Below are 24,980 nucleotides of genomic sequence, written 5' to 3' on the forward strand. Positions count from 1 at the left end.
CGGGGTGGTCAGCCGAAGAAGAAGCCGGCGCGCCGGTTGCCCGATACGCAGAACCGGTTGCCCTCCGGGTCGGCGAGGACCACGTACGGCTGCACGCCCGGCTCGGGTTCGGCCGGATAGTGTGCCCAGTCGACGCGGCTGGCCCCCAGCCCGAGCAGCCGCTCCACCTCCTCGTCCAGGTCCACCTCGCCGGCGTTCAGGTCGAGGTGCAGGCGGGGGTAGGCCGGCACCGGGCTCTCGCTGAGGTCCATCGCGAGGGCCGTACCCGGGGTGCCCGGCGGGGGCTCCAGCACGATCCAGTCGTCTCCGGGGTAGCGGGGCGGACGGCGGACGTATCCGAGGGCGGCGCCCCAGAAGGCGGCGGCCCGCGCGCAGTCGGCCACGCCCACCGAGATCTGGTCGATCAGCGACATCGATCGACCATAGCGGTCGGTCTTCCCAAGTTGCCAGGTGACTGGATACATTGTCAGATATCCATGGGAGCGCTCCCGAAAGCCTCTCCTGGCACCCCCGAAGCCCCACCCCCACCACCGCCACCGGCAGCTCCGAGCGCGCCCGATGCCGTCCCCGCATCGCCTCGGAGCTGCCGGGGCACCCTTTCCGACAGGAGCCACCGGTATGCGCCACCCTTCCCGGCCCCGGGGCCCGCGCCCCTGGCTGCGCCGCCTGCTCGCCTCCGGCATCGCGTTGACCAGCGGTCTCGCGCTCGCCGTCGGCACGCCCTCGGCCGGCACCGCCGCACCGGCCGCCGACGGAGCGGCCGCGAGGACCACCGTCGGCGCTGCCGGGTCGACGACCGTCGACGCTGCCGCGCCGACCTTCAACTACGCCGAGGCCCTGCAGAAGTCGCTGCTGTTCTACGAGGCACAGCAGTCCGGTGAGCTGCCGGAGTGGAACCGGGTCTCCTGGCGGGGCGACTCGGCGCTCACCGACGGCGCCGACGTCGGCCTCGACCTCACCGGCGGCTGGTACGACGCCGGGGACCACGTCAAGTTCGGCTTCCCGATGGCGTTCAGCACCACCATGCTGGCCTGGGGCGCGGTCGAGTACCGCGCCGGGTACGCCCAGTCGGGGCAGCTCACCCACCTGCTGAACAACCTGCGCTTCGTCAACGACTACTTCGTCAGGGCGCACCCGTCCCCGAACGTCCTCTACGGACAGGTCGGCAAGGGCGACGACGACCACAAGTGGTGGGGTCCGGCCGAGGTGATGCCGATGGCGCGGCCGGCGTACAAGATCGATGCCAGCTGTGGCGGCGCGGACCTGGCGGGGGAGACGGCGGCGGCGATGGCCGCGTCGTCCATGGTGTTCCGACCCACCGACGCCGCGTACGCCGACAAGCTGGTCACCCACGCCAGGCAGCTGTACACGTTCGCCGACACGGTGCGCAAGAGCTACCACGAGTGCATCACCGACGCGACCAGCTTCTACCGGTCCTGGAGCGGCTACCAGGACGAACTGGTCTGGGCGGCGATCTGGCTGCACCGGGCCACCGGTGACGCCGCCTACCTGGCCAAGGCCGAGAGCGAGTACGACAAGCTCGGCACCGAGAACCAGTCCACCCTGCGCTCGTACAAGTGGACGGTCGCCTGGGACAACAAGCAGTTCGGCGCGTACGTGCTGCTGGCCAACCTGACCGGCAAGCAGAAGTACGTCGACGACGCCAACCGGTGGCTGGACTTCTGGACCGTCGGGGTCAACGGGGAGAAGGTCCGGTACTCCCCGGGCGGGATGGCGGTGCTCGACTCCTGGGGTGCGCTGCGGTACGCGGCCAACACCGCCTTCGCGGCCCTGGTCTACAGCGACCGGACCACCGACGCCACCCGCAAGGCCCGGTACAAGGACTTCGCCGTCCGGCAGATCAACTACGCCCTCGGCGACAACCCCCGCAACGCCAGCTACGTGGTCGGTTTCGGACAGAACCCGCCGAAGAACCCGCACCACCGCACCGCCCACGGCTCCTGGTGGGACAGCAGCAAGGTGCCGACCGAGACCCGCCACGTCCTCTACGGCGCGCTGGTCGGCGGCCCGTCGTCGCCCAACGACGCCTACACCGACAACCGCGACGACTACGTGATGAACGAGGTCGCCACCGACTACAACGCCGGGTTCACCTCCGCGCTGGCCCGGCTCACCCAGGAGTACGGCGGCACCCCGCTGGCCGGTTTCCCGGTCGCCGAGCGGCCCGACCTCGACGAGCTGACCGTGGAGACCACGGTGATGCAGGCCGAACCCCGGGCCACCGGGCTGAAGGCGATCGTCTACAACAAGTCGGCGTTCCCGGCGCGGGCGCTGACCAACGGGAAGTTCCGCTACTACTTCCGCCCCGACGGCACCGGCCCGGTGCAGGTCACCCCCGGTTACACCCAGGGCTGCCCGGCGCCCACGACCGCGAGGCAGTTCGCCGGCGACATCTGGTACGTCGAGGTCGACTGCACCGGGCACACCATCGCCCCGGCCGGCCAGTCGGCCCACCGGATGGAGGTCCAGTTCAAGATCGGCGTACCGGAGGGCGGCACCTGGGACCCGACCAACGACCCGTCGTACCAGGCGACCGCCGGGCCGAACCGGAAGGTCACCCTCTATGCGGGCAGCACCCGGGTCTGGGGCGACGAGCCGGGCACCCCGACCGCCGACACCACCCCACCCACCGTGCCGGGCACCCCGGTTGCCTCCGCGATCACCGCCAACTCCGTCACCCTCACCTGGCCCGCCTCCACCGACACCGGTGGCAGCGGACTGGCCGGCTACGTCGTCCGTCAGCGGCTGGTCGGTGGCGACGTGGTGACGACCTACAGCACCAGCACCAACAGCCTGACCATCGACACCCTCGCCCCGGCCCGGACGTACTCCTTCTGGGTCAACGCCCGCGACGGGGCCGGCAACCAGTCGACCAGCTCGCCCGAGCTGCGGGTCACCACCCCGGCCGGCACCGGCGGCGACACCACCCCGCCCACCTCGCCCGGCACCCCGGTCGCCTCGGCGGTCGGCCCGACCGGGCTCACCCTGAGCTGGGCCGCGGCCACCGACAACGTCGGGGTGACCGGCTACCGGATCTACCGACGGTCCACGCCGAGCGACCTGCCGGTCACCACCGTCACCGGCACCAGCCACGCCCTGACCGGGCTGACCCCGGCCACCGCGTACACCTTCTACGTGGTGGCCCTGGACGCCGCCGGCAACCCGTCGGCCCCCTCACCGAGCGTCACCGTGACCACCGGCTCGACACCCACCTCGTCGTGCCGGATCGGGTACGCCACCAACGACTGGAGCAACGGCTTCACCGCCACCGTCACCGTCACCAACACCGGCACCACCGCCCTGACCAGCTGGAACCTCGCCTTCACCTTCCCCAGCACCGGGCAGAAGGTGCAGCAGGCCTGGTCGGCGACGGTCAACCAGAGCGGTACGACGGTGACCGCGACGAGCCTGTCCTACAACGGCGCCCTCGCGCCGGGGGCCTCGACCAGCTTCGGCTTCAACGGCACCCACACCGGCACCAACCCCCGCCCCACCTCCTTCACCCTCAACGGCACCCCCTGCACCACCACCTGACCGCCCAAGCACAGGGCCGCAGGCCCGTGCGACCCTGCGCGTAGGCCGCGTAGGCCGCGCGGGTCGCACGGCCCGTGCAGCCCGTACGGGCCGCACGGGCCGCGCGGGCTGATCAGTGAATCTTGGACACTTACCGTCGTATTTGGACGGTAAGTGTCCAAGATCTACGCGGTACGGAACCGGAGGCGCGGACAGGTGGGGCGGTGCGGGGTGGGGTAGGTGCGGGTTGTGGTCGGTGGCTGAGGTGTAGCTCCGCTACCCCGGCCGGCCGCGTCACTGCGGCATCGCGGTTCGTGCCGTGCGCTGCTGACGCTGCCTCGCCCTCGTGCTGCCTCGCCCTCGTGCTGCCTCGCCCTCGTGCTGCCTCGCCCTCGTGCTGCCTCGCCCTCGTGCTGCCTCGCCCTCGTGCTGCCTCGCCCTCGTGCTGCCTCGCCCTCGTGCTGCCTCGCCCTCGTCCCGCCAGCCTCGCCTCGCCCTGTCCGGTTGCGTCTCGCCCTCGTGCTGCCTCGCCTCGTCCCCTCCCGTCCGTCCCGTTCCCTCCCGTCCGCCCCGTCGCGTGCCGGCCGGACCGGCCGGGCGTGGGTGGTGTGCGGGGGGTACGCGGGGATCCGGCGCGTGGGGTGGCTCAGGTGGGACGCCAGCCGGCGGCGACCAGGGCGCGGCGGAGGGTCTCGGCGACCTCGTCCGGGCGGACCCGGACCAGCCAGGCGGGGAAGCGGAGTATCCGGTCACCGGTGGCCCAGTTGTCGTTCTGTCGCTGCATGTCCTCAGCCCAGTGCCGGACGTCCATGTGGTGCGACCCGTCGACCTCCACGTGCAGCCGCCACCGGGACCAGTAGGCGTCCAGCCACCGGGTCCGCCCGCCGGCGTCGGCCCGTCGGTGTTGCAACTCCGGCCGGGGAAGCCCGTACCGCCGGCACAACCCGACGAAGTCGATCTCCGAGAGCGCCTGTGCTCCGCCCGCTATGTCCGCCACCGTGCGCTGGATAAGCTCTCGCCGAGGCGCACGAGGTAGGTCGTCCAGCACGGCCCGGAGCTCCTCGGGGGTCACCCGGCGCTGCTGGCAGCCGGCGGCCAGTACCGTCATCGCCTCGGCCGGGTCCCGCGCCCAACCAGCCGCGTCCACCAAGGAGCGTGCGGTAGTGGTCCGGCCGGGTCTGGCCACCTGCCGATGAGCGTCCGGCAGCACCGTGGTCCGGTGCACCGTCACCGCCGGCATGTCCAGCGGCATTCCGCGCAGTACGCCCCGGCCGGCCCGACGGCTGGCCGGTACCAGGACGTGCAGCGGCTCGCGTCGCAGTCCCCGTACGCCCGCCTCGGTCGCTGCGGTGACCCCGGCGAGCAGGGCGCCCGGTCCGCAGGCGAGCACCGCCGCCCACAGTTGCTGGTCCCGGGTGAGCTGGCCGTTGCCGGTGAGCAGTACGCCCCGACAGATCGAGCGCCACCGTCCGGACCGGACCAGGCTGCGTACCCGTCCCTCGGTGAGCAGGTCGGTGGCCTGGCCGGTGGTGAGCATGCCCGACTGCTCGAACGTCACCCACGCCAGCGCGTCATCGTCCCCCACCCCCGGCACCGACCACACCCACCCACCCTCCCACCCCTCACTCGCGCCCACTGCCCCGTACCCGGATAGATTTTGGACACTTACCGTCCAAATAGAACGATAAGTGTCCAGGATCCACGCAGGGCGCCCCGCGGGCGGCGGGTGGGGGGATGGGGATGGTGCGGCCGGGGCACCGGATCCGGTGCCCCGGCCGCACCCGGGGGAGAGAGGAACGATCGGTCAGCTGTCGGAGATGAGGGCGAAGCCCCGGTTCCAGTTCTTGGCGTCCGTGTCGGGCCGGTAGTTCTTCTCGATGTTGCCGGCCGCGTCCACCGAGAACCAGAAGATCTTGGTGCCGTACGGCACGGTCAGGGTCTCGGCTCCCTCCCGGAGACCCGCCGCGGCGTAGAGGGTGGACTCGTACGTCGGCTTGCTGCCGTCCAGGGTGTAGAAGACCGCCGCCGGTTCGCTGGTCTCGAAGGTCACGTCCACCATGCCCTCGGTGGCGCTGGGCTTGGTGACCAGGGTGCTGGTCGGGCGCTTCTTGTCCTTGTCGTAGTCGCGGGCGACCCGCATCAGCTCCACCAGACCGTTGGAGTACTCCAGGGTCTGCTGGTGCGCCTCGTCCCAGGTCGGCTGGAAGGAGGTGCCGACCTCGAAGTTCCAGGCGTAGATGCCGTACTTGTACCAGAGCATGTCACCGGAGTTGCCGGCCGCCGAGTAGAGCACGTCGGAGATCGGGCCGGTGCGGGCCGGGGTGACCGCCAGGTTCCGGTGCCGCTTGATGGCGGTCAGGATCCGCGACGACGCGCCCCAGAAGAACGACTCCTCGGCCAGGGTCGGGCGCGGCGCGGAGATCCGGCCCGGGGTGGCGTAGGCGCCCGGCGACCACATGAAGTAGTTGCCGGAGGAGTGCAGGTTCATCGAGAACTTGATGTTGGCCCGCTGGGCCAGCCAGTCCAGGTTCTTGTTCTCCGGCTCGGAGAGCTCGCTCGGGCCGGCGAAGGTGTCGCTGGTGCAGCTGGTCGACGCGCCCGAGAACCCGTCGAAGAGGCTGAACTCGGTGTAGTTGCGGTTGTTGTCCACGCCCCACGAGTTGCGGGCCAGCGCGTCGGTCGAACCACCCTCGGCGCAGTGGTTGGTCATGTTCCGGCGCTGCGAGTTGAAGTCGTAGAACGAGTAGTGCCCGCCGTCCGGGTTGATCGACGGGGCGATCCAGATGTCCAGGGTACGCAGGAGCTGCTTGGTGTTCTCGTCGGTGGCGGCGTTGCGCAGCAGGCGCTCGGCGGTCTCGATGGTCACCAGCGGCGGCACCCACTCCCGGGCGTGTTCCTGGGCGTAGGCGAGCACGCCGGTCTTGCTGCCGTCGCGGAACTTGCCGATCCGGATGGCGTACACCGGGTGCGGGTCGCGGGAGACCGAGGCCGGGGCCTTCAGGTTGTCGGTGAGCGCGGTCCGCGCGACCGGCGCGACCACGCCGTCGCCGACGCTACCCCGATAGGTGTACGCCTTGACGAGGCTGCCCGCCGAGGCGTTGATGGCCGCGGCGACCTGGGCGGCGGTGCTGGTGGGCGTACCGTTGCCGTCGGTGGCCAGGCTGACCCGGATGGCCTTGTCGGTCAGGCTGACCGAGAGGGCCTGGTCGGCGGCGCCGGGGTTGACCAGCTCGACGGAGATGTCGTTGCCTCCCTCGTGGCCCCAGGCGAGCGAGTCGACGGCCACCCGGTTGGCGTTGGCGCTGCCGAGCACCACCTGGGCCTTGCGCCGGTACCCGTTGGTCTTGTACGGCAGTTCGACGATCTCGGCCAGCTGCGGGTACTGGTCGGCGAGGCGCTTGATCCGGTCGTACAGCTCGGTCGGGGTGAGGTAGCTGCTGACGAAGTCCTTCTGGTAGCCCGGTCCCTCGGGTGCGTCGCCGGAGATCGGCAGCCACTCCTTGACCTGGACCTCCGCCACGTCACCGGTGGGGCTGGTGATCCGGATCTTGTCGGGGCGGGCGGTGACGGTGGCCGCGCCCCGGTGGTACAGGTACACGCCGGCGTCGACGAAGCGGGTGATGTTCTGGGTGCCGCCGGAGCCCATCGCGGTGCCCGGTCCACTGTCGCGGGTCACGGTCAGGGCGCTGGTGGAGGTCTGGCCCTGGGCCCACTTCGCCTCGACGCTGAGCACCTGGTTGGTGCCGGAGGTGTAGTAGTCGGCGCGGGTGATCTTGACGTCGGAGACGGCCGCGCTGCGGGCCAGGCTCGCCGTGAAGGCCTGGTTCTCGGCCTTGTGCTCGGCGATGGTCGCCTCGCGCTCGGCGACCCGGTCCTCGGAGTCCTCCGAGTCGAACAGGACCTTGCCCACCTGGTAACCCTGGGCCTTGAGGCCCTGGATCTCGGTCGGGGTCACCACCGCGTGTACGACGATGCCGGACTCCGTCTGGGAGACGTGGTGGTCCAGGTCGACGCCGGTGGCGACCAGCTCGTCGAGTTCGGTGCGGTCGGCGACGGTGACCTCGACGACGCTGGCGTCCTCGTCGGCGAAGCGTTCGAGGTGCTCGGCGTGGACTTCGTGGTTGTCGTCCGGGGCGGCGGCGGTCACGGCGGTGGCCGGACCGGCCAGGAGGAGAAGGGCGGTCGCCGCGGCGGTGGCCACGGGGAATCGCCTTCGCCACCGAGGCAGGGAGGAGGGGGACATGTCGCTACCTTTCACTGACGGTGCCGCTGGTCTTCCAGGGGTACGGCGGACCGGGTGATCCGCCGTTGGTCCACAGTGGACGTACGGCGTGGGGGTGTCACCCGGTCAGGTCGTGACGGCTGCCCGGACATCGACGTACCCCGAGGGGCAGCCGGTGTCGGGCGGGGGGAGTGGCGGGAGGATGTGCAGGTGGGGGCCGGTGGGGTTGGCCAATCCTGGACGGCCCCGACTTGATCTGTCAATCACCCCTGCGGACCGCTCACCGGCTGTAACACGCCCTGGGAGCGCTGCCCGGCAGGCCCGCGGGGTCATCGGCGTCGGTCAGCGGGATCCGATGGGGATGGTGCGGGTCCGCACGGGTATCGCCCGGCCGGCTCCAACGTCACCGCGCCCGGCCGGCCGCAGGCCGCCGATCGGCGGATCCAGATCCATCGCATAACCGGACAAGCGCCTCGGACGTCCGGTCGTACCGACGTACCGCTGCGAGGCTGCGGCAGGACGGGTGCCCCCGGCCGGATCGGCGCGGTCCGGCACCACCCGCACCGCGTCGGACCAGCGGACAATCACCGGTTCCGCCAGGGTGGACTCACCCTGGCGGCGGAGCCGCACCACCGGTCGTGCCGGTTCGAAACGGCCCCGTCGGGGCGTGGGCGACAGGGCATCCGCCCGGCGGGGTCCGACCCGGACGGCCCGGGTCTCGCCGGGTCGGGCGGCATCCTTTCGGACGATGCGGGGCCGGGCGGCCACGTGGTCGGTCCGGACGGGTCAGCCGCGCAGTTCGCCGTGCTCGACGCAGACCGCGGACCAGCCGGCCGGCAGGATCTGCACCTTCATCCGTCGCCGGCAGTGGGCGCAGAACCGGGGTGGCTCCAGCGCCCGCGCCGACGCGCACGCCGGGTGCGCCCCGGCGTCCGCCGGCTCACCGCACCGGTCACACCAGCGCTGGGCCAACGGCGCGCTCACAGGGTGGCCGAGAGCGCCTTGACCGGCATCTTCAGGTCGTCGAGCAGCTTCAGGTCGTCGGTGGCCGGCCGGCCCAGGGTGGTCAGGTAGTTGCCGACGATCACCGCGTTGATCCCGCCGAGCAGACCCTCCCGGGTGCCCAGGTCGCCGAGGGTGAGCTCGCGACCGCCGGCGTACCGCAGGATGGTGCGCGGCATGGCCAGCCGGAAGGCGGCGATGGCCCGCAGCGCGTCCTTGCCCTCCACCACCGGGCGGTCGCCGAGCGGGGTGCCCGGCCGGGGGTTGAGGAAGTTCAGTGGGACCTCGTGCGGGTCCAGCGCGGCCAGCTGCGCGGCGAACTCGGCCCGCTGCTCCACCGTCTCGCCCAGGCCCAGGATGCCGCCGCAGCAGACCTCCATGCCCGACTCCCGCACCATCCGCAGGGTCTCCCAGCGCTCCTCCCAGCTGTGCGTGGTGACCACGTTGGGGAAGTAGGAGCGGCAGGTCTCCAGGTTGTGGTTGTAGCGGTGCACGCCCATCTCGACCAGCTCGTCGACCTGCTCCTGGCTGAGCATGCCCAACGACGCGGCGACCTGGATGTCGACCGCCGCCTTGATGGCGGCCACGCCCTCGCGCATCTGCTTCATCAGCCGGGCGTCCGGGCCACGGACGGCGGCCACGATGCAGAACTCCGTCGCCCCGGTGGCCGCGGTCTGCTTCGCCGCCTCGACCAGCGACGGGATGTCCAGGAACACCGACCGCACCGGGGAGGTGAACAGCCCCGACTGGGAACAGAAGTGGCAGTCCTCCGGGCAGCCGCCGGTCTTCAGCGAGACGATCCCCTCGACCTCCACCTCCGGACCACACCAGCGCATCCGCACCTCGTGGGCGAGCTGCAGCGCGGCGGACAGGTGCTCGTCGGGCAGGTTCAGCACCGCGAGGACGCCGGCTTCGTCGAGGCCGACGCCGTTCTCCAGCACCTGGGTCCGGGCCTGGTCGAGGATCTCTGGCATGGCTCGTACCCTACAAGGCCGCGTACCGCGCGGGAACGCCGCCGCCGGTGCGGCAGGCCGGCCGGACCGCGACCCACGCTCCGGCACGCCGGGCGGCTCGGGACCCACCACCGTCCGGCACGCCCGGCGAGGGCGGGCAGGCCCGCCGCCACGCCGGTACGGGCGGCAAAGATGGTAATTTCGCCCCGGTCGGCGGCGGATCGACGCCGGGCGGCGGACCCGGGGCGGGGCCCGGCCGTACCGGGCGGTGGTGTCTGCCGCCGCAGACCACGGCGGGGCCGGTGGGGGTCGGTCCCGGCGGCGGACGAAGATCCCGGCGGACGAAGGGGGACACGGTGGCGGACTGGCTGGCGGCGCTGGACCGCCGCGCCGAGCTGCGGGCCCGCGCGGGGCTCACCCGGCGGCTGCGCCCGCGCGCCGCCGGCGACGCCGTGACCGACCTGGCCGGCAACGACTACCTCGGCCTGGCCCGGCACCCCGAGGTCACCGCCGCCGCGGCCAAGGCCCTGACCGAGTACGGCCTGGGCGCCACCGGCTCCCGTCTGGTGCGCGGCTCCACCGAGGCCCACCAGGAGCTGGAGAGCGCCCTGGCCGACTGGCTCGGCACCGAGCGGAGTCTGGTCTTCTCCTCCGGCTACCTGGCCAACCTCGGCGCGATCCGGGGCCTGGTCCGCCCGCGTACCCTGCTGGTCTCCGACGCCCACAACCACGCCTCGCTCATCGACGGCTGCCGGCTCTCCGGCGCGGAGACGGTCGTCACGCCGCACGCCGACCCCGACGCCGTGGCCGAGGTGCTCGCCACCGCCGAGGGGCGACCGGCGGTGGTGGTCACCGAGAGCGTCTTCTCCGTCGACGGCGACCTCGCCCCGCTGGCCCGGCTGCACGCCGTCACCCGCCGGCACGGCGCGTTGCTGCTGGTCGACGAGGCGCACGCGGTCGGGGTCGTCGGGCCGGGCGGGGCCGGCGGGGTCGCCGCCGCCGGGCTGGCCGGCGCGCCGGACGTGGTGCTGACCGCCACCCTGTCCAAGGCGCTGGGCGGCGCGGGCGGGGTGGTGGCCGCCCCGGCCGGGTTCGTCAGGCACCTGATCGAGACCGGTCGGACGTTCATCTTCGACACCGCGCTGCCGCCGGCGATCGTGGCCGGCGTGCACGCCGCCGTCGAGCTGGCCCGCACCGGCGACGACCTGCGGGCCGAGCTGACCGACCGGGTCGCCACCGCGGTCCACCGGCTACGCGCCGCCGGCCTGACCGTCTCCGCACCGGACGCGGCGGTGGTGTCGGTGACCGCGCCGGACCCGGCGGCGGCGGTCAGCTGGGCGGCCGACTGCGCCGACCGGGCCGTCGCGGTGGGCTGCTTCCGGCCACCGTCCACCCCCGACAACCGCTCCCGGCTGCGCCTGACCGTCAACGCCGGCGTACCCCGGCCCGACTTCGACCGCGCCCTGACCACGATCGTCACCTGCGCCCCACAGGAAGTGCTATGAGCGACGCGTGGCACGGTCCGGTCCTGGTCACCGGCACGGACACCGAGGTCGGCAAGACGGTGGTGACCGCCGCGATCACCGCTGCGGCGCAGACCGCCGGGCTGCGGGTCGCGGTGATCAAACCCGGTCAGACGGGTACGGCCGACGGCGGGCCCGGTGATCTCGACACGGTGACCCGGCTGGCGGCCCCGGCGACCGGCCGGACCCTGGCCAGCTTCCCCGATCCGCTGGCCCCCCTCGCGGCGGCCCGGGTGGCCCAGTTGGAGCCGCTGGAGCTGTACCACGCCGTCGACGCCATCCGCGAGGAGATCGACAAGCACGACCTGGTGCTGATCGAGGGGGCCGGCGGGCTGCTCGTACCGATGGGGGTGCGTCCCTCCGGTGAGCCGTGGACGGTGGCCGACCTGGCGGTGTCGCTGGACGCGCCGGCCGTGGTGGTCGCCCGCGCCGGCCTCGGCACGCTCAACCACACCGCGCTGACCCTGGAGGCCCTGCAGCGACGGGCGGTACCGGCCGGGGTGGTCATCGGCGCCTGGCCGGCCGAGCCGGAGTTGGTGCACTGGGCCAACCTGAGCGACCTGGTGCCCAACCTGCTCGGCGCGCTACCCGCCGGGGCGGGCTCGATGGACCCGGGCGTGTTCCGCCGTTCCGCCCCCGGCTGGCTGACCCCGGTGCTGTACGGGGTGCTCGACGACTGGCGTTCCTGGGCCGAGGACGCCGGCTGACGTACCAGCCATCTTTTTCGTCCCCACCACCTGAATGCCCGCCCCGCCGACCTGCGGCGGGGCGGGACGACTGCGGTCACCGACCGGGCAGAACCCCGCCGGGGGTGAAGAGAACCTCGGGGAAGCGGGGGGAGGGGCCGTCGAGCAGTGGGACCGGCCGGTCGCGCAGGTGCCGGTCGACGAAGGCGGTCAGGTACGTCCGGGTGATCAGCAGTTGCCGCTCGCCCGACAGCGGCCCGGGGTCCTGTCCGAGTTGAGCGCCGAGGACCGGCCGGTCGGTGAAGGACATGTGCCCGGTGCCGGTGACGGTCAGCCACCGTTTCCACCCGGCCAGGCCGGGCCAGTCCCGCACCCAGCTGTGGTCCGGCACCCGCTCCGCGCCGACCAGCAGCACCGGCCGGTCCACCGTGCCGGGCGGGACGGGGACGAAGAGCGTGCCGTCCAGGACCGCGGCGGCGTCCACCCGCCGGTCGGTGCGGAGCGTGTGCACGGCGCTGGCGCCCCCGATGGAGTGGCCCGCCACGGCGATCCTGCGGTGGTCGACGAACCGGGCCCCCGGCCAGGCCGGCCGGACCCCCGTCAGCTGGTCGAGTAGGAACGCCAGGTCGGCGGCCCGGCCCTCGACGACCCGGGCGGGGGTGCCGGTGCCCCACTCGTCGCACACCTGGCACCCGATGACCCGACCGTCGGGGAACTCGATCCCGTACGCCTCGTACGGGTGGTCCACGCCGGCGACCACGTACCCCCGGCTGGCCAGCTCCTCGGCGAGCCCGGTGAGCGACTCCCGACTGAGCGTGAAGCCGGGGGAGAGGAGCACCAACGGCCAGTGGCCCGGCCGTACCGGGGCATCCCGACGGGAATTGGTGCGGACCGTGGTGAGCAGGTCCGGCGGCACCGGCAGACCGGTGGCGGCGAGGACCCGGGCGGAGACCTCCGCCGTGGTGTACGGCGCGGGCGGCTCGGCGGTGCGTAGGGCCGGGTACCAGATGGTGACCATCAGTTCCCGGGGCAGCTCGGGCCGCCACTGGTCCGGTCGTTCCCGGTCGGTCAGGTGCAACCAGGTCGTACCGACCGGGTGCCGGCCGGTCGGCGGGGGCAGGTGCAGACCGGACGTCGTCGCTGGCGGGGCCGCGACCGCACCGGCAGGCAGGAGTACCACCAGCGTCAGCAGGAGTACGGCAAGCGCCCGGACGCTGCGCGGGCGTCGTTTCGGTGCCGGTGCTGCCGTCATCACGGTGGGCTTCGACATGGCACCCATGGTGGCCGATATCGCAGTCTGTCGCTGCCCCCCTACCCACTTCTGCCGGTTCGCGGTCAGCCGTGCCGGTGAGCGGGGAACCCTTCTCTACCGAATGCGTTAACAGGGGGCCCTTCCTTACACACGAGGAGGGTGTCGGGGATGCGGAAGGTGAGGTTGTCGGGGTACCAGGGTGGACGGAGCACGGTCAGGCCGGGCAGCAGCGGGGCCAGCTCGTCGACCACCACGGTCGCCTCCAGCCGGGCCAGTTGTGCGCCGACGCAACGGTGCGCGCCCGCCCCGAAGGCCAGGTGCCGGCGGGACCCGCGCTGACCGGGTACGAACTCGTCGGGCCGGTCGACCACGGTGGCGTCCCGGCCGGCGCGGGCCAGCCAGAGCACGATGCTGGTGCCCGCCGGCACCGCCGTGGCACCCAGCGTGGTGTCGACGGCCGCGACCCGTCGCCAGGTGACGATCGGCGGCTCCAGGCGCAGCCCCTCCTCGACCACGTCGGCGACGTCGACGGTGCCCCGGCGCAGCCCGGCCAGGATCGCCGGCTCGCCGGTCAACCGGTGCAGCAGCAGGGTGAGGAACTGCGAGGTGGTCTCCTGCCCGGCGACCAGCAGGAAGAACAGCGCCCCGACCACGACGTCCGGGCCGTGCCCGGCCGCCCGCAGCCGCGCCGCCAGCCCCGGTCCGGTGGCGGCGAAGTCACGCAGCACCCGGTGGAAGCGGCCCACCTCGGTGGCGAGCACCTGCTGCCGGTCGGCGTCCAGCGGCGCCCAGAACAACTCCAGGGCGGCGCGGGCGAAGTCCTTCACCGCGCCCAGCGGCGCGTCGGGCAGCTCGACCAGCCGGGCCAGGGCCAGCAGCGGCAGGTCGGCGGCGAGTTCGGCGTGCAGGTCGACAGGTACGCCGGCGCGCAGCGCGGCACCGATCCGGGCGACCCGGCGGCGGACCAGCCCGGTCAGCCAGCCGCGCTGGGCCTCGACCCGGCTCGGGTGCAGCGCCTCGGCGACGATGGCCCGGATCTGCGGGTGGCTGGCGCCGGCGTTGTTGGCAAGTGTCGGCGGCAACCGGAACCGGTGCCCGGCGAGCACCCGCAACGCGGCCACCGGCACCGGGGTCACCGCGTCGAGGGCGTTGTCGGGCCGGTAGGTCTGCGGGTCGGCGAGCACCTGACGGACCAGGGCGTGCCGGGTGACCACCAGATGTCGTACGCCGACGTGGTCGACGACGCTCGCCACGTCCGGCCACCCGGGCCGCGCGCCAGCCGCGTCCGGGCCGCCGGACGCCATGGCGTCCACGTCCGGTCCCGCGGTGTCGGCGACCGCCGTCCAGCTCCGGAACAGCACCTCGACACGCTAGCCGTCGGCGCGCGGTCGGGCGGGGTTCAGCTCCCACACCGTGGTGCGCTTCACCCGGACGCTCTCCAGCGCCGGCGGCACCGGCACCTGGTAGCTGGCCAGCTCCCGGAACCGGTCCCGGGGCAGGAAGGCCCGCCCCGGGTCGCCGACCAGCACCCGGGCCCCGCCGCGGGCCGCGCGCAGCAGGAACCGCAGCATCCGGTTGGCCATCGCCTCGCTGTAGAAGACGTCCCCGGCGAGCACCACCTCGGCGTCGGCGGCGTCGGTGTCCAGCACGTCGCCGAGTTCGGCGTCGACGCGTACCTCGTTGGCGCCGGCGTTGAGGGCGACCGCGGCCACCGCACGCTCGTCGACCTCGACGGCGCGGACGCTGGTCGCGCCGCAGCGCGCGGCGGCGATGCCCACCAGCCCACTGCCGGCGGCCAGGTCGAGCACCCGCCGGTCGGCGACCACCGTCGGATGGTCGATGACGTACCGGGCCAGGGCCTGCCCGCCGGCCCAGGCGAAGGCCCAGAACGGGGGCGGTTGGGCGCTGCGGAACTCGCCCTCGGTCAGCTCCCACAACCCGATCGGCTCGTCGGCCTGGTGCAGGCGTACCTCGGGCACGAAGGCGACCGGGGCGAGCCGGGCGTGCAGCCGGACGAAGGTGGCGTGGAGGTCGGACATGGCGGTGATTGTCCCTCCCGACGGTTACTCGGCGTGTCGCGGGTCGGCCGTGAAGGGTTCATCACTGTCGGTGAAAAGCCGCCCCATAGTTGACGGTTCGCGCGAAGACGCCCCTCTACCGGCTGTCCGTTTCTGCTCCTAGCGTTGATCACTGGATGCAACCGACGGGAGGCGTGGGGCGGTGATGACGGTGTGGCGGTACGCGTTACGGGTCGGGGTGGTGCTGGCCTGTCTGTCCGGGGTGCAGGCGGCTCTGGCCGCTCCGGCGCACGCGGCGTTCAGCACCGAGCTGAGCGGCCTACCGGCCGAGTTCACCGCCGGTGGCCGGGCGGAGACGGTGTCGGCTGTGGTGTCCCGCAGCGACAACGGTGGGTGCCAGAAGGTGCGCTGGTCGATGCTGGTCCAGGTGCGGGGTCTCGGGCTGGACCAGGTGCGGATCGACCGGGTGGAGGAGACCGGTTCCTTCCCGGTGCAGGTGAGCACCGAGGGGGGTGCCACGGCCCGGCTGACCGACCGGCAGCTCGACCCGGGCACGCTCTGCCGGGACCGGACGGTCACCGCGCAGTACCGGGTGGCCTTCGTCGGTGACGTGGGCGAGGGGCGGGTCACCCTGGCCGCCGAGGCGTACGACGTGAACAACCGGCTGCTGGCCCGGCAGACCGCTACCCGGTCGGTGGTGGGTGAGCGGGCGGCCCCGCCGGCGCCACCGGCGCCGGAGCCGACCGCCGAGTCGACGCCCGAGTCGACGCCTGAGCCGAGCTTGGAGCCCACGGTCGAGGCGGAGATTCCGGTGGAGGAGCCGGTCGAGTCGACCGAGCCGGCGGTGGCCGAGGCCGGGGCGAACCGGCCGGTGGCCCAGTCCGGCGGGTTCGGCATGGTGCACGCCGCCTTCCTGCTCGGCGGGCTGCTGCTCTTCCTCGGGGTCAGCCTCCTGCTGCGGCTGCGGCACCTGATCCGCCCGGCGGCGGCGACCGACGCCGCGGCCGAGGAGCTGTCGCCGCACGAGCGGTGGGAACGACCGGTCAGCGCCCGGCGCTGGCGACCGGCCCGACGCTGACCACCGCCGACCGCCGGGCGGCTGTGGTCCGGCGGACGACCAATGCCTGACGGGTGACCGGCCCCGTCGGGGAGGAGCCTCCTCCCCGACGGGGCCGGACCGGTGTTACCGGGTGAACGCCTGGAACTCGGCGATCCGTACCTGGTCACGCGCCGGGCTGGCGGTGGCGCAGTCGGTGGTGGTGGCCGGGTCGTCGTCGCGCTCACCGGCGTAGTCCGGGCCGCCGGTGCACTGGCTGGTCAGCACCTCCAGCCGCAGGTGGGTGGCGACCGTGGTGGGCAGGGTGAACGACCGCAGGTTGATCTCCGGCACGTACGGGCGGTACGCGCCGCCCGGGAAGGCGTCGGGCCTGCTGGTGAAGACCCGCCTGAACCGGGTCGGGTCGGCGCAGTCGGTGGTCCTGGCGTTGCACGCCCAGACCGCGAAGGAGCGCAGCGAGGTGAGCGCGTTCTGCGCCCCGGCGTCCGCGTCCCCGGTGATCGTGGGACGCAGCATCGCGCTGACGTTGATCCGCTTCACCGCCTGCGGCCGGTCCCCGGCCAGGTCCACGGTGACCTGCCGACCGGCCACCCCGTCCCGGGACGCCCAGTTGGTCGCCTCGCTGTCGTCGGCGATCCGGTCCAGGTTGACCCCGTCACCGGAGACCGTGGCGCCGGCGGCCACCGAGGCCACGTTGGGCGGCAACCGCAGGTTGACGGTGCTGGTCCGACCCGCCCGGACGGTCACCGTCGACCGCTGGTGGCCGAAGCCGGGGGCCACCGCCAACAGGTCGTACGTCCCCGGCACCAGCTCGACGGTGTCCGGCAGGTCGGTGCCCGGGTCGGTGTCGGCGACCGGGGTGGCCCGCGCCTCGTACGCCCCGACGTACACCCGGATCGGCGCGTCGGCGCTCTCGCCCTTCGGGGCGAGGGTGAGCGTGGCGTTGCCGCCGTCGGGGTGGGCGAAGCTCGGCGTCGGGTCGGTGTCCGCCGAGCCCTGGGTGGCCGCGTCGCGACCCATGCCGGAGCGGGCGAACTCGGTCCAGAGCAGGTCCTGGTTGGCCCCGTCGAAGCGGAGCAGGTCGGCGGTGAGCAGGTTGTCCCGCATGTCCAGCATGCTGACCTGGCTGGCCGCCTGCAGCAGGAACGAGTCGAAGACCAGCTGCGCCCAGCGCCGGTTGCCGGGGCAGGCGTCGGCGGGCCGGGCCCCCCGCGCGCACTCCAGCTGCCGGGTGGCGTTGCCGGCGCCGTACCGCTTCATCATGGCCGCGCGGATCCGGAAGTTGGTGGCGCTCCAGATCTCCCCGTCGGCGTGCACCGCCGGCCCGCCGGTGTTGTAGCCGACGTCGGAGTAGTTCAGCGGGCTGCGGCTGAAGTCGTGGTTGCGGATGCCGCTCACCAGGTTGCCGGTGACGTACCCGCCGGTGACGAAGGGGGTACGACCGGGCGCGCGCAGCCCGTGCTGGAAGAGGTACTCGGCGGCGAGCAGGTCGCTCCACGACTCACCCATCGAGCCGCCCTGGTGGCCGCTGATGCCCGAGTCCGGGCCGGCGATCATCCGGTTGGTGATGGCGTGGGTGTACTCGTGCCCGATCACCGTCATGTCGTAGTCGCCGTCCACACAGGGCGGGTACGGGCCACCGGCCTGCGGCTGCCACAGGTACATGTTGGTGGTCGGGGCCAGGCCGTCGCGCGGGGTGGACTGGTTGGCGTTGTTGCGGTTGCCGGAGAGCGCGCCCTGCTGGGCGCGGCCCTGCTCGGCGTCGCCGCCGAGGCCCTGCCCGCTCAGGTTGACCGCCTGCAGGTTCCAGGTGGCCTCGGTGAAGCCCAGGTGCCAGGCCCAGTCGTGCATCCGGTTGTGCATGGCGAACAGGTTCGACACCGCCGCGTCGGCGTCGTTGCGCTGCGTCGAGGCGTACACCTCGGGGTTGCAGCGGGCCTGCCGCCACTGGTCGGTGAAGGGGTACTCGTAGCCGCGCTGCGGGCTCGGCGTGGCCGGCACCGCCGGGGTGCCGCCGCCCCAGGAGAGCACCGTGTTCGCCGAGTTGCCCCGGCTGGTGCCGGTCGGCTCGCCGGTGGCCACGTCGACGTCCCAGGCCCCTCCGGTGGCCGGGTCGCGGAAGGCCGCCTGGCAGTCCGGTGCGGGGTCGCCGCACCAGCGGAGGCGGGGGTCGGTGCCGGCGGGCAGGTCGGTCGGCGGGGCGGCCGGGAAGACCGCCCAGCTCGGGTTCTCCGAGTCGAAGTCGACCAGGTCCTGCCGGAGGAGCACCGCGCCGGTGATCCCGTCGACGTAGGTGGTGTACGCGGCGGGGTGGTCGGTGTCCGCGCCGAGCAGGGTCACCTCGTAGGCGGCCCGGGGCCCGTCCAGCGGGGTGGGCACCGCCACCTCGCGGACCCGGTGGCTGCTCACCTGGGCGGCGGTCAGTCCGGCGTCGGCGAGCGCCGCCGCGTACGCCTGCTGCCGGTCGAGGGTGGCCGCCGCCGGCGCGGAGGTGTCCCGCGACAGCGACGAGCTGACCGCCAGCACCTTCCCGCCGGTGACGGCCAGGGTGACCAGCCCGTCGTGTCCGGCGGGCAGGTCACCGAAGCGCTGCCGCAGGGTGACCACCGCGCCGCTGCCGATCGGGCGGACCAGCAGCCGGTCCATGCCGGCCACCGCGTCGGCGGTCAGCCCGAACAGGTCGGTCTGTTCGGTCAGGTACCGCCGGGCCGCCGCCTCCGGGTCGGTGGGCAGGCCGGTGGCCAGGGGAGTCGCGCCGGGGCCCAGCGCGTGCGGGGTGCCGAGGCGGTTCCACCGGACGTCCGGGTCGGCCCGCCGGGCCAGTCCGCGTTGCCGGGCGTCGGGTGCGGCCGTACCCGGGCGGTTGTCGACGTCGTCGTGCCGGTGGCCCTCGCCGGCGTCGGCGAACGGGCCGGAGGTACGCGCGGCGGCTGGGGCCGGCGCGGGGGTCTCGGGGGCGGCGGAGGTGGGAACGGCGGGCAGCAGGGCGGTGACCACCGCGGCGGCCGCCAGAACGGGAACGAGCCGGCGACGTCGCCGGCTCGTCCGAGGTGTCCACTCCGGTCGTGGCACAGATCCTCCTGGTGGGAGCGGGGGTGGGCCGACGATCGGCCGGCCCGGCGCAGGCGAGGTAATGCATGCGCATCTGTGAATATCAGTCGGATCCGTCCAGGGCAAGGTCCACCGACCGACCGTTCGGGTCGGCGGCACCAGGCGCCCGGCCGGCGGTAGCGGGTGCGGGCGGGCCGCGTCAGTCGAGCTGGGCGGGGTCCAGGCCCAGCTCGCGGGCGGTGACCAGGCGGGTCCACTCGGCGTACTGCCGGCGGGAGATCACCCGGTCGTGCACGGCGAACTGCACGGCGAGGCCGTCCATCACCGCGTTGATCCGCCAGGCGGCGCCGGCCGGGTCGGTGCACTGGAAGGTGCCGTCGGCCACCCCGGCGGAGATGACCGCGGCCAGGTCCGTGCGCCAGCGCAGGTCCAACCGGCGGGAGACCTTCTCCAACTCCGGGGTACGCAGTGACTCCGACCAGCCGTCGATCCACATCGCCCAGGGGATGGACCGGCCGGACGGCGGGGCGAGTCGCAGGATCCGCCTGAGCTTGACCAGGGGGGTGGCGGTGGAGCGCAGCACCGCGTCGAGCCGGGCCAGATCCTGCTCGACGGCGTACTCGAAGGCCCGCGCGAGCAGGCGTTCCTTGCTGGTGAAGTGGTAGAAGACCAGCGCCTGGCTGACCCCGGCGGCCTGGGCCACGTCGGCCGTGCGGGTGTTGGCCAGGCCGCGTTCGGCGATCACGTCGCAGGCGGTGCGCAGCAGGGAATCCAGGCGGATCTCGACCGCACGTCTCGTCACGGCGCTACCGTAGCCCATCCGTTCGTGCACAAACAGTTACCGCTCCGGGTGATGTGGCCGGGGACAGTCGGAAGCCGGACAGCGGTGCGGGCTTGCCCTGTGCCATGGACAGGCGTTGTCGCTGGCAGACGGCCCGAAGAGGTAAGTCAGGTTCCTAGGAAGCTATACGCGGGGTGACCCGAACCGCGGGCGCCGCGCCGAGCGGGGCCCCGAGTTGGCAACTCTTCCGGGGGTCGGCTAAAGTTCTCATCCGTCACCCGGGAACGCCGGGTGACACGCGGACGTAGCGCAGCTGGTAGCGCATCACCTTGCCAAGGTGAGGGTCGCGGGTTCGAATCCCGTCGTCCGCTCGGAGACATGCCGCCACCAATTGGGGCAAGCTCGGTGGAGTGGCCGAGAGGCGAGGCAACGGCCTGCAAAGCCGTGTACACGGGTTCAAATCCCGTCTCCACCTCGGCACCGACGAGGGCGATTGGCGCAGTGGGAGCGCGCTTCCTTGACACGGAAGAGGTCACTGGTTCAAACCCAGTATCGCCCACCAGATTGACACAGGCAAAAGCCTGCCACCGTACTCGGTGGCAGGCTTTTCTGCTTCTCGGGCCCGTCGGCACGCGTCGGGCATGGTCCTTCCCGGCTCTGGGTTGCCTGCTTGTTACGCCTTGACTAACAGCATGTTATCGCTCACAGTCGATGGACGGCGCGGGCCGCACGTCCTCGGGCGGGTACCTGTGTTAACGATCCCAGCGCTGTGCCGTGGGCCGGCGTGCCTGGTGCCGGGCGGCGGCTCAGCCGAGTGAATCCGCTCCGGTCTAAGGAGGATCATGGTCACCATCGGTGGGCCCACCCGGGTCGTACCACGGCGTCGCGGGCGGTTGTTCCGGCTCGCTGCCGTCGCGGTCGCGACGCTGGTGGGCGGTGCGCTCGTGGGGGTGGCCCCGACGCCGGCCCTGGCCGCGACGGTCGACACCAACGCCTGGTACGTCCTGGTCAACCGCAACAGCGGCAAAGCTCTGGACGTCTACAACTCCGCCACCAACGACGGCGCGCGGATCACCCAGTGGACCCGCAACAACGGCAACCAACAACAGTGGCAGTTCGTCGACTCCGGCGGCGGCTACTACCGGCTCAAGTCCCGACTGTCCAACAAGGTCCTCGACGTCTACAACTTCTCCACCGCCAACGGCGCCAGCATCGTCCAGTGGACCGACGGCAACGGCACCAACCAGCAGTTCCGCCTCGCCGACTCCGACGGCGGCCACGTCCGCCTGATCAACCGCAACAGCAACAAGGCCATCGAGGTACAGAACGCCTCCACCGCCGACGGCGGCAACATCGTCCAGTACGACGACTGGGGCGGCACCAACCAACAGTGGCAACTCGTCCGCGTCGACGGCGGAGGCGACCCGGGTAACCCGGGCAACCCGTCGGGGAGTTTCACGAATCCGGTGGTGTGGCAGGACTTCGCGGATGTGGACATCATCCGGGTCGGGGACGTGTACTACATGTCGGCCTCCACCATGCACTACTCCCCGGGTGCGCCCGTCCTGCGTTCCTACGATCTGGTGAACTGGGAGTTCGCCGGGCACTCGGTGCCCCGGCTGGACTTCGGCACCAAATACGACCTACCCGGCAACGCGCATGCCTACGTCGACGGGATCTGGGCCTCGACCCTGAACTACCGGCCGTCGAATCGGACGTTCTACTGGGCCGGGTGTATCGACTTCGCCCAGACCCACATCTACACCGCCACCGCCGTGGACGGCACCTGGAACAAACACACCACCATCCCGAACTGCTACTACGACGCCGGGATGCTCATCGACGACGACGACACCATGTACGTCGCCTACGGCAACGGCCGCATCAGCGTCGCCCAACTCTCCGCCGACGGCCGCACCCAGGTCCGCAACCAGCAGGTCTACCAAACCCCCACGAACATCGGCACCCTGGAAGGCGCCCGCTTCTACAAACGAAACGGCGCCTACTACATCTGGCTCACCCGACCCGCCAACGGCCAGTACGTCCTCAAATCCACCAACGGACCCTTCGGCCCCTACGAACAACGCCAGGTCCTACTCGACCTACCCGGCCCCATCACCGGCGGCGGCGTCCCCCACCAAGGCGGCCTCGTCCAAACCCAGACCGGCGCCTGGTACTACATGGCCTTCACCGACGCCTACCCCGGCGGACGCATGCCCACCCTCGCCCCCATCACCTGGACCACAGACGGCTGGCCCCAAGTCCAAACCGTCAACGGACGCTGGGCCACCACCTACCCCAACCCCCTACCACTACGCCCCGTCAAACCCCTCACCGGCACCGACACCTTCACCGGCACCACCCTCGGCCCCCAATACGAATGGAACCACAACCCCGACAACACCCGCTGGAGGGTCAACAACGGCCTCCACCTCACCACCGCCACCGTCACCAGCGACCTCTACAAAGCCCGCAACACCCTCACCCACCGCATCCAAGGCCCCACCTCCACCGCCACCATCGAACTCGACCACACCGGCATGCGCGACGGCGACCGCACCGGCCTCGCCGTCCTACGCGACACCTCCGCCCACATCGGCCTCAAACGCGACAACGGCACCACCAGAATCGTCATGACCAACGGCCTGACCATGAACACCAACTGGGACACCACCAACACCGGCACCGAACAAGCCAGCGCCCCCATCACCGGCACCCGCATCTGGCTACGCGCCACCGCCGACATCCGACCCGGCACCGGCCGACAAGCCCGCTTCTCCTACAGCACCAACGGCACCACCTACACCCCCCTCGGCAACGCCCTCACCCTCAACAACAACTGGCAATTCTTCATGGGCTACCGCTACGCCATCTACCACCACACCACCGGCCAACTCGGCGGCCAAGTCACCATCCGACAATTCACCCAAACCACCCCCTGACCGAACGACGCACGGCCCCCGGGATTCCCATCCCGGGGGCCACCCCACGCCCACCCCACCCCGCGCCCACCTCTGGGAGATTCGGGGGCGCAGTTTCCTGGTTACGGTGGCCTCGGCGCGGATTCAAGGCGCAATTTCCCTGTTCTTGCCGAACATTTGTGACGGCAATTCCCCGCGCGGCCACGGAGGCGTCACACCAGGGGCGCCGGGTGGCATCGCGCCGGCGGGGGTGAGTGGTATCTGGTGGTGTGGTCGGCCGGGGGTGAGTCAGCGGCGGCGGCCCTTGAGATGCTGGCCGAAGGCACGGGCGATCTCCCGGTTGGCGTCCCGTTCGGCCAGCGCCTGCCGCTTGTCGTAGGAGCGCCGTCCCTGGGCCAGGGCCAGCTCCACCTTTGCCCAGCCGTTGGCGAAGTACATCGACAGGGGCACCAGGGTCAGCCCGCCGTCGCGTAGCCGCTCCAGGATCCGGTCGATCTCCACCCGGCGCAGCAGCAACTTCCGGGTACGGCGGGGCTGGTGGTTGGTCCAGCTGCCGTAGCCGTACTCGGCGATGTGCAGGCCGTGCAGCAGCAGCTCGCCGTCGCGTTCCTGGGCGAAGGCGTCGACAAGCGACACCCGTCCCGCGCGCAGCGACTTGACCTCGGTGCCGGCGAGCACGAGGCCCGCCTCGTACGTCTTCAGGATGGTGTAGTCGTGTCGCGCCCTGCGGTTGGTCGCGACAAGCTGCTGACCGGTCTGCCTGGCCGCGACGACCTCCTACGGTGCGTGCCGACGAGCGGCGCCTGCCGGTGCGTGCCGGCGACCGGTGTGTGCCGGTGGTTCGGTGCCCGTCGACGGTGCGGTGCATGCCGACGGTGCGAGGTGCAGGATACCGCCGACGACCGGCGCTGTGCGTTGGTCGTCGGCGGGTCCGGCGGGTCCGGCGGGTCCGGCGGGTCCGGCGGGTCCGGCGGGTCCGGCGGGCGGCGAAGGCGACCGGCGGTACGGGCCGCCGCCCTCGGGGACGAACCCGGTCAGCGCGGCGGGACGATGTCCCGACGCTCCTCGACCCGGTACTCCACCGGCTCGGCGGCGGGAGCGGTGGCGACCGTCTGGCGGCGGCGGCCCCAGACCGCCGCGGTCATGATCAGGCCGAGTACGCCGGCGGCCATCAGGATCCAGCCGACGATGTCCAGGTCGACACCGCCGACGCTGGCGTTGACGGCGAAGGTGAGGATCGCGCCGACCGCGAGAAGGAAAATGCTCGTTCCGATGCCCACGACAGCCTCCTTCGAGGGGGTGATGTGCTGTCGGGGAGTTCAACTACCCCGCCGGTGAGCTGGGCAACCATCCGGGTGCGGGGGTGGCCGTCGGCTGATCTTGTCGTCGGGTAGAGTTCGCAACGTCGCTGGCGCTGGCCGGTGACGTGCGGACGTAGCGCAGCTGGTAGCGCATCACCTTGCCAAGGTGAGGGTCGCGGGTTCGAATCCCGTCGTCCGCTCGTGGTCTGCCCCTGACCGGGGTGACCGTTGCCGAGCGCGGCCGTCGTCGCCGGGTCGGTGCCCACGGGCGATTGGCGCAGTGGGAGCGCGCTTCCTTGACACGGAAGAGGTCACTGGTTCAAACCCAGTATCGCCCACCGGTAAGTGAATGCCGTGTCGGCGGATCCGAACATTTCTTCTCTTTCTCGTTCTGTCAGTGTGCTCCGCGTGTCGCGCGGGCTCGGTGTGGTGAAACGCCCAACGGGACGCCCGGATCAATTACGATTCGCCTAGTCCGTTTTATGCGTATGGGGGTTTTCGTGAATGTTTCTCCGGATTCGACGAATGACAGCGCGCCTGTCGCCGACTACCAGCGGCCGCATCTGCGTCGCCTCGGCACCCTGGCCGAGCTGACCCAGGGCGGTTTCCCCGGGGTGACCGACGCGGACGGCCAGTCCGGCGTCCTGGGCTCGATCTGAGCCGACGACCCCACCAGCGG

17 protein-coding genes, 5 tRNA genes and 1 pseudogene are annotated in these 24,980 nt (G+C 72.2%); 11 read left to right on the top strand and 12 right to left on the bottom strand.

Annotated elements, in window-relative coordinates; all coding sequences use genetic code 11:
* Window positions 1–8: 8 nt before the first annotated feature.
* Complete coding sequence (locus ACN28G_RS05400; protein ID WP_091435748.1) at window positions 9–413, bottom strand: VOC family protein; 405 nt, start codon at window positions 411–413, stop codon at window positions 9–11.
* Between the two features lie 205 nt (window positions 414–618).
* Between ACN28G_RS05400 and ACN28G_RS05405 the strand changes: the two genes are divergently transcribed.
* Window positions 619–3,555 carry a glycoside hydrolase family 9 protein gene (locus ACN28G_RS05405; protein WP_421478572.1) on the top strand — a complete coding sequence of 979 codons (2,937 nt, stop codon included), beginning with the start codon at window positions 619–621 and terminating at the stop codon, window positions 3,553–3,555.
* A gap of 625 nt (window positions 3,556–4,180) precedes the next feature.
* On the opposite strand, the gene ACN28G_RS05410 is transcribed toward ACN28G_RS05405, so the two are convergent.
* The 4 genes from ACN28G_RS05410 to bioB form a co-directional block, all read right to left on the bottom strand.
* On the bottom strand, window positions 4,181–5,137 hold the full coding sequence (locus tag ACN28G_RS05410) for a hypothetical protein (protein WP_421478574.1): 957 nt from the start codon (window positions 5,135–5,137) through the stop codon (window positions 4,181–4,183).
* Between the two features lie 201 nt (window positions 5,138–5,338).
* Window positions 5,339–7,735 carry a M14 family zinc carboxypeptidase gene (locus ACN28G_RS05415; protein ID WP_421478575.1) on the bottom strand — a complete coding sequence of 799 codons (2,397 nt, stop codon included), beginning with the start codon at window positions 7,733–7,735 and terminating at the stop codon, window positions 5,339–5,341.
* Window positions 7,736–8,542: 807 nt separating this feature from the next.
* On the bottom strand, window positions 8,543–8,740 hold the full coding sequence (locus ACN28G_RS05420) for a hypothetical protein (RefSeq protein ID WP_421478576.1): 198 nt from the start codon (window positions 8,738–8,740) through the stop codon (window positions 8,543–8,545).
* On the bottom strand, window positions 8,737–9,732 hold the full coding sequence (gene bioB / locus ACN28G_RS05425; RefSeq protein ID WP_091435761.1) for a biotin synthase BioB: 996 nt from the start codon (window positions 9,730–9,732) through the stop codon (window positions 8,737–8,739). The genes ACN28G_RS05420 and bioB overlap by 4 nt, the downstream gene beginning before the upstream one ends.
* A 335-nt stretch (window positions 9,733–10,067) precedes the next feature.
* Here bioB and ACN28G_RS05430 point away from each other — a divergent pair, with 335 nt between their 5' ends.
* Together ACN28G_RS05430 and bioD are read left to right on the top strand one after the other, a co-directional pair.
* Window positions 10,068–11,216, top strand: a complete 1,149-nt coding sequence (locus ACN28G_RS05430; protein WP_091435763.1) for an 8-amino-7-oxononanoate synthase — start codon at window positions 10,068–10,070, stop codon at window positions 11,214–11,216.
* A complete protein-coding gene (gene bioD / locus ACN28G_RS05435) occupies window positions 11,213–11,941 on the top strand; it encodes a dethiobiotin synthase (RefSeq protein ID WP_091435766.1) in 729 nt (242 codons plus the stop codon). The genes ACN28G_RS05430 and bioD overlap by 4 nt, the downstream gene beginning before the upstream one ends.
* A gap of 76 nt (window positions 11,942–12,017) precedes the next feature.
* Here bioD and ACN28G_RS05440 read toward each other — a convergent pair whose 3' ends face one another.
* From ACN28G_RS05440 to ACN28G_RS05450, 3 genes are all read right to left on the bottom strand, one after another.
* On the bottom strand, window positions 12,018–13,190 hold the full coding sequence (locus tag ACN28G_RS05440) for an alpha/beta hydrolase family protein (RefSeq protein ID WP_217628781.1): 1,173 nt from the start codon (window positions 13,188–13,190) through the stop codon (window positions 12,018–12,020).
* Window positions 13,191–13,255: 65 nt separating this feature from the next.
* The gene (locus ACN28G_RS05445) at window positions 13,256–14,476 is read right to left on the bottom strand and encodes a cytochrome P450 (RefSeq protein WP_421480863.1); all 1,221 of its coding nucleotides are present in this window, start codon (window positions 14,474–14,476) and stop codon (window positions 13,256–13,258) included.
* Between the two features lie 66 nt (window positions 14,477–14,542).
* Entirely contained in the window at window positions 14,543–15,211 is a 669-nt protein-coding gene (locus ACN28G_RS05450) for a class I SAM-dependent methyltransferase (protein WP_091435768.1), read from the bottom strand.
* A gap of 184 nt (window positions 15,212–15,395) precedes the next feature.
* Between ACN28G_RS05450 and ACN28G_RS05455 the strand changes: the two genes are divergently transcribed.
* Window positions 15,396–16,268, top strand: coding sequence for a hypothetical protein (locus ACN28G_RS05455; RefSeq protein WP_421478578.1), 873 nt, complete (start codon window positions 15,396–15,398; stop codon window positions 16,266–16,268).
* 105 nt (window positions 16,269–16,373) lie between these two features.
* Here the strand turns inward: ACN28G_RS05455 and ACN28G_RS05460 are convergent, their stop codons facing one another.
* Window positions 16,374–19,319 carry a M36 family metallopeptidase gene (locus ACN28G_RS05460; RefSeq protein WP_421478579.1) on the bottom strand — a complete coding sequence of 982 codons (2,946 nt, stop codon included), beginning with the start codon at window positions 19,317–19,319 and terminating at the stop codon, window positions 16,374–16,376.
* Between the two features lie 178 nt (window positions 19,320–19,497).
* On the bottom strand, window positions 19,498–20,100 hold the full coding sequence (locus ACN28G_RS05465) for a TetR/AcrR family transcriptional regulator (RefSeq protein ID WP_091446193.1): 603 nt from the start codon (window positions 20,098–20,100) through the stop codon (window positions 19,498–19,500).
* 277 nt (window positions 20,101–20,377) lie between these two features.
* On the opposite strand from ACN28G_RS05465, the gene ACN28G_RS05470 reads away from it, so the two are divergent.
* From ACN28G_RS05470 to ACN28G_RS05485, 4 genes are all read left to right on the top strand, one after another.
* Window positions 20,378–20,450 (top strand) — tRNA-Gly (locus ACN28G_RS05470).
* A gap of 33 nt (window positions 20,451–20,483) precedes the next feature.
* Window positions 20,484–20,554: transfer RNA gene (locus ACN28G_RS05475), tRNA-Cys, on the top strand.
* A gap of 12 nt (window positions 20,555–20,566) precedes the next feature.
* Window positions 20,567–20,641, top strand: a tRNA-Val gene (locus tag ACN28G_RS05480).
* Window positions 20,642–20,921: 280 nt separating this feature from the next.
* Window positions 20,922–23,021, top strand: a complete 2,100-nt coding sequence (locus ACN28G_RS05485) for a family 43 glycosylhydrolase (RefSeq protein WP_421478580.1) — start codon at window positions 20,922–20,924, stop codon at window positions 23,019–23,021.
* A gap of 267 nt (window positions 23,022–23,288) precedes the next feature.
* Here the strand turns inward: ACN28G_RS05485 and smpB are convergent.
* Together smpB and ACN28G_RS05495 are read right to left on the bottom strand one after the other, a co-directional pair.
* Window positions 23,289–23,762 (bottom strand): annotated as a pseudogene (gene smpB, locus ACN28G_RS05490) (SsrA-binding protein SmpB); the annotation flags it as partial.
* A 272-nt stretch (window positions 23,763–24,034) separates the two neighbouring features.
* Complete coding sequence (locus tag ACN28G_RS05495) at window positions 24,035–24,280, bottom strand: DUF6458 family protein (protein WP_091435775.1); 246 nt, start codon at window positions 24,278–24,280, stop codon at window positions 24,035–24,037.
* 148 nt (window positions 24,281–24,428) lie between these two features.
* Between ACN28G_RS05495 and ACN28G_RS05500 the strand changes: the two genes are divergently transcribed.
* The 3 genes from ACN28G_RS05500 (at window position 24,429) to ACN28G_RS05510 (ending at window position 24,960) form a co-directional block, all read left to right on the top strand.
* Window positions 24,429–24,501 (top strand) — tRNA-Gly (locus tag ACN28G_RS05500).
* A gap of 66 nt (window positions 24,502–24,567) precedes the next feature.
* A tRNA-Val gene (locus tag ACN28G_RS05505) sits at window positions 24,568–24,639 on the top strand.
* Between the two features lie 162 nt (window positions 24,640–24,801).
* Entirely contained in the window at window positions 24,802–24,960 is a 159-nt protein-coding gene (locus ACN28G_RS05510) for a lasso RiPP family leader peptide-containing protein (protein WP_139135629.1), read from the top strand.
* Window positions 24,961–24,980 lie beyond the last annotated feature (20 nt).

It is taken from the genome of Micromonospora sp. WMMA1923 (assembly GCF_049179195.1).
GTDB lineage: Bacteria > Actinomycetota > Actinomycetes > Mycobacteriales > Micromonosporaceae > Micromonospora > Micromonospora yangpuensis.

Coding starts and splice junctions, on each gene's coding strand:
- ACN28G_RS05440 (WP_217628781.1), bottom strand. CDS start 13,190: ATGTCGAAGCCCACCGTGATGACGGCAGCACCGGCACCGAAACGACGC.
- ACN28G_RS05400 (WP_091435748.1), bottom strand. CDS start 413: ATGTCGCTGATCGACCAGATCTCGGTGGGCGTGGCCGACTGCGCGCGG.
- ACN28G_RS05455 (WP_421478578.1), top strand. CDS start 15,396: ATGACGGTGTGGCGGTACGCGTTACGGGTCGGGGTGGTGCTGGCCTGT.
- bioD (WP_091435766.1), top strand. CDS start 11,213: ATGAGCGACGCGTGGCACGGTCCGGTCCTGGTCACCGGCACGGACACC.
- bioB (WP_091435761.1), bottom strand. CDS start 9,732: ATGCCAGAGATCCTCGACCAGGCCCGGACCCAGGTGCTGGAGAACGGC.
- ACN28G_RS05445 (WP_421480863.1), bottom strand. CDS start 14,476: ATGGCGTCCGGCGGCCCGGACGCGGCTGGCGCGCGGCCCGGGTGGCCG.
- ACN28G_RS05450 (WP_091435768.1), bottom strand. CDS start 15,211: ATGTCCGACCTCCACGCCACCTTCGTCCGGCTGCACGCCCGGCTCGCC.
- ACN28G_RS05485 (WP_421478580.1), top strand. CDS start 20,922: ATGGTCACCATCGGTGGGCCCACCCGGGTCGTACCACGGCGTCGCGGG.
- ACN28G_RS05405 (WP_421478572.1), top strand. CDS start 619: ATGCGCCACCCTTCCCGGCCCCGGGGCCCGCGCCCCTGGCTGCGCCGC.